This is a genomic window from Tahibacter sp. (assembly GCF_035481375.1).
Lineage (GTDB): Bacteria > Pseudomonadota > Gammaproteobacteria > Xanthomonadales > Rhodanobacteraceae > Tahibacter.
The window spans coordinates 1-7738 of the sequence record NZ_DATIGT010000073.1 but is presented as its reverse complement, the minus strand read 5'-3'; the positions used below and the strand labels follow the sequence as shown (position 1 = coordinate 7738).

1 protein-coding gene is annotated in these 7738 nt (G+C 71.1%); it reads left to right on the top strand.

Translation table 11 applies throughout. The features are described from left to right. The coding region (locus tag VLF18_RS04250) for a non-ribosomal peptide synthetase (protein ID WP_325278378.1) at positions 1–7738 on the top strand (7738 nt) is incomplete at both ends.

Below are 7738 nucleotides of genomic sequence, written 5' to 3'. Positions count from 1 at the left end.
CTCGCGCGCGGGCTCGACTACTGGCGCCGCCAGCTCGCCGGCATTCCGGCCGTGCACAGCCTGCCGCTCGACCGGCCGCGTCCGGCGCTGCAGTCGTATCGCGGACGCCGACTGCGCCGCGCCATTGCGCCGGCGCTCGTGCAGTCGCTGACGCAGCTCGGCATAAGCCACAATGCAACCTTGTTCATGGTGCTGCAGAGCGCGCTCGCCGTACTGCTCGGCCGCGCGAGCGGCGAGGCGGACATCGCGATCGGCACGCCGGTCGCCGGCCGCACGCATGCGGCGCTGGAGCCGTTGATCGGCTTCTTCGTCAACACGCTCGTGCTGCGTGCCGACCTGCGCGGTGATCCGAGTTTCGCCGACTGCCTGCAGCGAGGCCGCCGCACGGTGCTCGACGCGTTCGAGCATCAAGAAGTGCCGTTCGAGCTGCTCGTCGAACGCCTGCAGCCCGAGCGCAGCCTCGCCTGGTCGCCGCTGTTCCAGATCCTGTTCGAGTTGCAGAACGACGCGCAGCCGGAGCTGCTCCTGCCGGGTCTCGACACGCACTGGATGGAGCAGGGCGGTGACGCGTCGGTCGCGAAGTTCGATCTCGAACTGACGGCCCAGCCAAGCGAGGGCGGTCTGGAACTGTGCTGGCACTATGCCGACGCGCTGTTCGACCGCGCGACGATCGAGCACCTTGCCGATGCGTTCGAGCGCGTGCTCGCCGCGATCGCCGTGCACCCGGATTGTGCGATCAGCCGCCTGCCGGCGCTCGCCGCGGACGACGAAGCGCAGCTCGCGCGCTGGGCCGGCGAGGGCGCGACGCTCGTCGCGGACGACTGCCTCCACGACGCGTTCGAGCGTCGGGCGCGCGAGAACGGCGCGGCCTGCGCGGTGATCGCCGGTGACGCCGCGCCGAGCTATGCCGAACTCGATGCACGCGCGAACCGTCTCGCGCATGTACTGCGCGCGCATGGCGTCGCGCGCGGCGATCGCGTCGGCATCTGCCTGCAGCGTTCGGTGCTGCTGCCGGTCGCCGTGCTCGCCGTGCTCAAGGCCGGCGCGGCCTACGTGCCGTTCGATCCCGACTATCCGCCGTCGCGGCTGCGCTACATCCTCGACGATTCCGGCATTTCCCTGCTGCTGGCCGAATCGGCGCTGGCCGCGCTCGTTGCCGACGCCGGCACGGAAACCTGGTTGCTCGACGACGACGCGCGGCAGGCGCAGTGCGCCGCGGCGTCACCGCTGCCGCCGACGCGCGCGGAGACCGGTCTGGAGGCCGGCGATCTCGCCTATCTCATCTATACCTCGGGGTCGACCGGCGCGCCGAAAGGCGTCATGGTCAGCCACGCGGCGGCGACGAACTATCTGGCCGCGGCGCAGCGGCACTACGCCGTGACCGCCGGCGAGCGCGTGCTGCAGTGCGCCGCGTTCGGCTTCGACGTGTTCGTCGAGGAATGTTTCCTGACGCTGTCGCAGGGCGCCTGCCTCGTGCTGCGCGATGCGCAAGTACTCGAAGACAGCCTCGCGTTCTGGCGTTTCGTCGAACGGCACGCGCTGAACGCGATCATCCTGCCGACCGCGCTGTGGCATGTGCTCGTCGACGAATTCGCCGACGAGGATCTTGCGCGCACGACGTCGCTGCGGCTCTGCGTGCTCGGCGGCGAAGCCGTGCAGCCGGACAAGGTCGCGGCGTGGACCGCACGATTCGGCACGCGCGTGCAACTGCTCAACAGCTACGGCCCGACCGAGACGACGGTCGGCGCGACGCTCTGCGACCTGACCGGTTTCGACGATGCGCAGTCCGTCGTCAGCATCGGCCGCCCGCTCGCGAACACGCGCTGCCACGTGCTCGATCCGAACGGATCGCGCGTCGCGCCGGGCGTGCCCGGAGAGCTCTACATCGGCGGCAGCAGCGTCTCGACCGGCTACTGGAACCGCGCCGACCTTACCGCCGCGCGCTTCGTCGACGTCGATGGCGAACGCTGCTACCGCACCGGCGATCGCGTCTGCTGGAGCCGCGACGGGCAGCTGCAGTTCCTCGGCCGCCTCGACGACCAGATCAAGCTGCGCGGCTTCCGCATCGAACTCGGCGAGATCGAAGCGCAGCTGCGCGCGCACGACGGCGTCAGCGATGCGGTCGTGCTGCTGCGCGGCGACCGGCTCGTCGCGTGGGTCGCCGGCAGCGTCGATGTCGAAGCGCTGCCCGCACTGCGCGCCCGGCTGCAGCAGCAACTGCCGGCCTACATGCTGCCGGCGGTTTATGTACCGCTCGCGCAGCTGCCGCTGACCGCGAACGGCAAGGTCGACAGGCGCGCGTTGCCCGAGCCGGCCGCCACGGCACAGGAACGCGCGCTGCCGCGCACCGCAGTCGAACGCGAACTCGTCGCGATCTGGCAGCGCCTGCTGCAGCGCGACGCGGTCGGCATCGACGACGGCTTCTTCGAACTCGGCGGCCATTCGCTGCTCGCGATCCGCGCGACCAGCGAGATCGCCCGCGCGCTCGGCCGCCGCGTCGGCGTGCGCGCGCTGTTCGAGACACCGACGGTGCGTGGCCTCGCGGCGCATCTGGAAACGCTCGCGGTCGATCGCATCGCGGCGATTCCGACGGCATCGCGCGAGCGTCCGCTCGCGCTGTCGCCGGCGCAGCAGCGCCTCTGGTTCATCGAGCAGATCGACAGCCGCCGCGGCCACTACAACGTGTCGGCGGCGCTGCGGCTGCGCGGCACGCTCGATCGCGGCGCGCTGCAGCAGGCGCTCGACGCGCTGGTCGCGCGTCACGAGATCCTGCGCACGGTCTATCGCAGTGACGACGGCGACGCGGTGCAGATCGTCCGCGCGACGGCGCACGTGCCGGTCGCCGGCATCGACCTCACGCATCTCGATGCGGCGCAGGGCGAGGCCGGACTGCGCGCGGCGCTCGCAGCCGAGTCGGCGCGGCCGTTCGACCTGGCCGGCGACACGATGCTGCGCGTCGCCTGCGTGTCGCTGGCCGCGTCGCGGCACGCGCTGCTGTTCACCGCACATCACATCGCCTGCGACGGCTGGTCGATCGACATCCTCGTGCGCGAATTCGCGGCCCTGTACGAAGCCGCGCTGCACGGTCGCGACGACACGCTACCGCCGCTGCCGCTGCAGTACGCCGACTATGCGCAGTGGGAACGCGCGGCCGCCGACGACGAGGCCGGTCGCGACGGCCTGGCGTTCTGGCGCGAAACGCTCGCGGGCCTGCCGGTCGTGCACGGCCTGCCGCTCGACAAGCCGCGTCCGGCTGAACCGGGCTATGCCGCGATCGCGCTGCGCCGGCACCTCGACGCGACGACCGCTGCGGCGCTGCAGACGCATGCGCAGGCGCGCGGCGCGAGCCTGTTCATGGCGCTGCAGGCGCTGTTCGCGACGCTGCTCGCGCGCTACAGCGCGGAAGACGACATCGTCATCGGCACGCCGGTTGCGAACCGTCGTCATGCCGACGTCGAGGGGCTCGTCGGCCTGTTCGTCAACACGCTCGTGCTGCGCACGGACCTGTCCGGCGAGCCGACGTTCGATGCGCTGCTCGCGCGCGTGCAGGCCGGCACGCTTGCCGCGCTCGCGCATCAGTCGACCCCGTTCGAGCGCGTCGTCGACGCGCTGAAGCCGCCGCGCAGCCGCAGCCACGCGCCGCTGTTCCAGGTCATGCTCGTGCTGCAGAACAACGCATCGACGGCGCTCGCGCTGCCGGGCCTGACCGTCGACGGCATCGAGGCCGCCGCCGAGCGCGCCGAGTTCGATCTGCAGCTCACCGTCGAGGCCGACGGCGACCTCCTGCGCCTGGACTGGGTCTTCGCCGACGACCTGTTCCTGCCCGAGACCGCGCAGCGCATGGCGAGCGCATTCGAACAGCTCGTCGCCGCCGCGCTCGCGCAGCCGGAACTGCCGGTGCGGCGCCTGCCGCTGCTGACGTCCGAGGACGCCGCGACGCTGGACACCTGGGCCGGCGAGGGCGCCGCGCCCGCGCCGGACCTTTGCGTGCACGCGCTGTTCGAGGCGCAGGCGCGCCATGACGGCGGGCGCATCGCCGTCGTCGCCGGCGATGCACAGTACACGTATGCACAACTGAACGATGCCGCCGACCGCATCGCCGCGCATCTGCACGCGCGCGGCGTGCGCCGCGGCGATCGCGTCGGCATCTGCGTCGGTCGCAGCCTCGACCTGCCGGCCTGCGTGCTCGGTGTGCTGAAGGCCGGCGCGGCCTACGTGCCGTTCGATCCGGACTATCCGGTCGAGCGCCTGCGCGGCGTGCTCGCCGATTCCGGCGTCCGTCTGCTGCTGACGCAGCGTTCGCTGGCCGGGCTGCTCGCGGACGCGGGCGCGACGACGCTTTGCGTCGACACCGACCTGACGCACGACGCGCCGACGCAGGCGCCGACGTGCGGCACGCTCGGGCTGCGCACGAGCGATCTGGCGTATCTGATCTACACCTCGGGCTCGACCGGCACGCCGAAGGGCGTCATGGTCAGCCACGCGGCCGTCGGCCATTACCTGACGGCCGCGCAGCGGCACTATGCGATCCGACCCGGCGAACGCGTGCTGCAATGCGCCGCGTTCGGCTTCGACGCATTCGTCGAGGAATGCTTCATGGCGCTGAGCTTCGGCGCCTGCCTCGTGCTGCGCGACGCCGATACGCTGTCCAGCGTCGGCGCGTTCTGGCAGTTCGCGGCGCGGCAGCGCATCGACGTGGCCAGCCTGCCGACCGCGCTGTGGCACCTGCTCGTCGACGAACTCGACGATGCCGCAACCGAAGCCGCGGCGCGGTTGCGCCTGTGCATCCTCGGCGGCGAAGCCGTGCAGCCGGAAAAGGTTGCGCGCTGGAACGCGCGGCTCGGCACGCGCGTGCAATTGCTCAACAGCTACGGTCCGACCGAGACCACGGTCGTCGCGACCGTTGCCGATCTGACCGGCCGCACCGACGGCGGCATCGCGCCGATCGGCCGGCCGCTCGCGAACACGCGCTGTCGCGTGCTCGATGCCTCCGGCCAGCCGACCGCGCCCGGCGTGCCGGGCGAGCTGTACATCGGTGGCCGCAGCGTCGCCGACGGCTATTGGAATCGACCGGACCTCACTGCCGAACGTTTCGTCGTCATCGACGGCGAGCGCTGCTACCGCAGCGGCGATCGCGTGCGCTACGACGGCGACGGCCAGTTGCGGTTCCTCGGCCGCATCGACGACCAGCTCAAGCTGCGCGGCTTCCGCATCGAGCCCGGCGAGATCGAGGCGCGCCTGCGCGGCTGCGCCGGCGTCGACGACGCGGTCGTGCTGCTGCGCGGCGAGCGGCTCGTCGCCTATGTCGCGACGGCCGACGACGGCGCGGACGCGCTCGATGCGCTGCGCGGCCAGTTGCGCGCGCAATTGCCCGACTACATGCAGCCGTCGGCCTACGTGCGGCTCGCGCAGCTGCCGCTGACGCCGAACGGCAAAGTGGACAAGCGTGCATTGCCGGCGCCGCCGGATCGGCCGCGCAGCCACGCGGCGCCGCGCACGACGACCGAGCGCCAGCTCGTGGCGATCTGGCAGAGCCTGCTGCGTCGCGAGGCCATCGGCATCGACGACAGCTTCTTCGACCTCGGCGGCCATTCGCTGCTCGCGATCCGCGTGGTCAGTGAAATCGCGCGCGTGATCGGCCGCGAAGCGTCGGTGCGCGCGCTGTTCGAACATGTCACCGTGCGCGAACTCGCGGCGCATCTCGATGCAGCCGCGGCCGTCGACTACGCATCCATCGAGCCGGCCGACCGCAGCGGTCCGCTGCCGCTGTCGTTCGCGCAGCAGCGCCTGTGGTTCGTCGAACAGCTCGAGGGCGGCAGCGCGCAGTTCAACATGCCGGCCGCCCTGCGGCTGCGCGGCGCGCTCGATCGCGACGCGCTGCAGCAGGCGCTGAACGGCGTGCTGCGTCGACACGAGATCCTGCGCACGGTCTATCGCATGCACGGCGGCGACGCCGTGCAGCACGTGCTGCCCGATGCGGAAATCGCCGTCGGCTTCGTCGACCTGCGCAGCGCCGCCGACGCGGCGCGCGAATCGGATCTGCGCGCGCTCGCGGTCGAGCAGGTCGAGCGCCGCTTCGACCTCGCCGAAGGGCCGCTGCTGCGCTGCCTGCTCGTGGGACTCGGCGCCGACGATCACGTGCTGTTGCTGACCGTGCATCACATCGCCGTCGACGGCTGGTCGCTCGCATTGCTCGTGCGCGAGTTCGTCGCGCTGTATGCCGCTGCGCGCGAGCAGCGCGACGCGGCGCTGCCGGAACTGCCGCTGCAGTATGTCGACTACGCGAGCTGGCAGCGCCGCACGCTCAGCGGCGCGGCGCTGGAACGCTCGCTCGGTTACTGGCGCGAGCGCCTGGCCGGCGCACCGGCCGTGCACGCGCTGCCGCTCGACCGCCCGCGTCCCGCGCAGCAGGACTTCGCGTCGGCGACCGTGCACTGGCAGCTCGACGCCGAGCGGCTCGACGCCGCAACCGCGATGGCGCAGCGGCACGGCGCAAGCCTGTTCATGCTGCTGCGGGCCGTGTTCGCGGCGACCTTGTCGCGCTGGAGCGGCGAGACCGACATCGTCATCGGCACGCCGGTGTCCGGCCGCACGCACAAGGACACCGAAGGGCTGATCGGCTTCTTCGTCAACACGCTCGCGCTGCGCACCGATCTCTCGGGCGATCCGGATTTCGCGACGCTGCTGGCGCGCGTGCGCCACGACACGCTCGGTGCGTTCGGCAATCAGGACGTGCCGTTCGATCTCGTCATCGAAGACCTGAAGCCCGAGCGCAGCCTGGCCTACAGCCCGGTCTGCCAGATCAAGTTCGTGCTGCAGAATCAGGAAGCCGAGACGCTCGCGCTGCCCGGCCTCGACATCACGCCGCTCGACGAAGTCAGCGAACGCATCCGCTTCGACCTCGACCTGACCGGCGAGGAGATCGGCGGCAAGCTGATGCTGAGCCTCAGCTACAAGACCGCGCTGTTCGAGCGCGCGAGCATGAAACGCCTTGCCGCGGGCTTCGAGCGGCTGCTGGCCGGGGTGCTCGCCGAACCGCATCGGCCGCTGAGCACTCTGCCGCTGCTCGACGCCGACGCGCAGCGCGCGGTGCTGGCGTTGAGCGAAGGTCCTTCGAGCGCGCTGCATCGGGATACCTCGCTCGTGCGGCAGTTCGCGGCGCAGGCGGTTCGCACGCCGGATGCGATCGCGGTGCGTTGCGGCGAGGTGTCGCTGAGTTATGCGCAGCTGGATGCGACGTCGAACCGGCTCGCGCAGCTGTTGAGCGAGCAGGGGCAGGGGCGCGGCACGCGCGTCGGCGTGCATCTGGATCGTTCGGTCGAGCTGATCGTGTCGCTGCTGGGCGTGATGAAGAGCGGTGCGGCGTACGTGATGCTGGATACGCGGCAGAGTGCGGAGCGGCTCAAGGCGATCGTCGCGGACGCGGGGATTGCGGTGGTGCTGCTCGACAGTCGGCGCGTGGTGTTGCCGGTGGCGGGACTCGATACCGTGTTCGTCGATGACGCGGCGAGCGATGCGGAGTGGCTGGCGGGCTACGGTGACGAAGCGCTCGATGTCGTCATCGACGCGGATGACAGTGCCTATGTGCTCTACACCTCGGGGTCCACGGGACAGCCGACGGGAGTGGAAATCCGGCAGGGTGGATTGACCGACTATTGTGCGTTTGCGCGTGAAGGCTATTACGGCGCGCCGCTTGCGGGATCGATCGTGGCGACGTCGCCGGCGTTCGATCTGACGA